Annotated in this window: 1 protein-coding gene; it reads right to left on the bottom strand. The window is 39.7% G+C overall.

Annotated elements, in window-relative coordinates:
* The coding region (locus BBG47_RS28135; RefSeq protein WP_139070821.1) for a LamG domain-containing protein at window positions 1-1,123 on the bottom strand (1,123 nt) is incomplete at both ends.

Raw genomic sequence — 1,123 nt, 5'->3', positions numbered from 1 at the left:
GTTATAGAAGATTGCTGCAACATGCACCCATTTGTCTTTTAACTGATCTGATGGTATACCAATGATGTTACTTTCACCCGTATTAAAACCGAAATATCCATCTGCGATCCAGAGCGAATAGTTCGTGTTCCACGAGAAAGGCATGACAGAATTAGTTCCGTCCCATTTCATCCAGAATTCTACCGTATTTTTAGCTCCTGCCGATTGATTTACTTCGACGTTATTCATTTTAATTTGATTCGTACTGTTAAATTTCAGAGATGAATTCAATTGAGGTGCTTCGCTTAACTTCCAATAGCCTGCTAATCCTTCTTCCATTCCTGAAAGCATCTTATACATATTAGCCTTTATCTCTGGTTGCGTTAGCGGATAACTCCACACTCGCATCTCGCCGAGTTTACCGCCAAATCGATATAAATCACGATCTCCACCTCCTGATATAAACGCTGACGTCGTCGCTGCAACAGAATAGGACGTATTTCCTTTAACTGCGGCTAAATTTTGCTTCACACCGTTAATGTATAATTCATTATCAACCGCGTTAGGTATACCGTTATAGAAAGTTGCAGCTACGTGCACCCAACGATTACGTAATTTGGCCGAAGATATACCTATAATGTTGCTTTCACCAGTGTTAAATCCAAAATATCCGTCTGCAAACCACAGTGAATAGTTCGTATTCCATGAAAATGGCATCACAGAATCGGTTCCGTCCCAATACATCCAAAATTCAACAGTATTCTTAGCACCAGCTTTGTTATTAGCTGAAATATTATTCAACATTAATTGTTCTTTTCTCTTGAAATCTTTACTAGCAGGAACACGTCCTAGCTTCCTATACTCCACCAATCCAGGCTCTCTCAACAGCAATACTTGATCTCTATTTGTCTGTACTTCCTCTTGAGACAATGGATAATTCCATATTCGTACCTCACCTATTTTACCGCCAAATCGGTATAGGTTCTTATCGCTGTTTCCTGATATAAAGGCTTTCGGGGTTGCCGAAACTGGATACGTTGTCTTTCCCTTAACCGCTGCTATGTTCTGCTTTACGCCATTAATATATAATTCATTATCTGTCGTATTAGGTACACCGTTATAGAAGATTGCTGCAACATGCACC

Origin of the sequence: Paenibacillus sp. KS1 (assembly GCF_001680695.1) — a bacterium.
GTDB lineage: Bacteria > Bacillota > Bacilli > Paenibacillales > Paenibacillaceae > Paenibacillus_B > Paenibacillus_B suaedae.
Note: the sequence above shows the minus strand (reverse complement) of the source record. Positions and strands in the feature narration are given on the sequence as shown.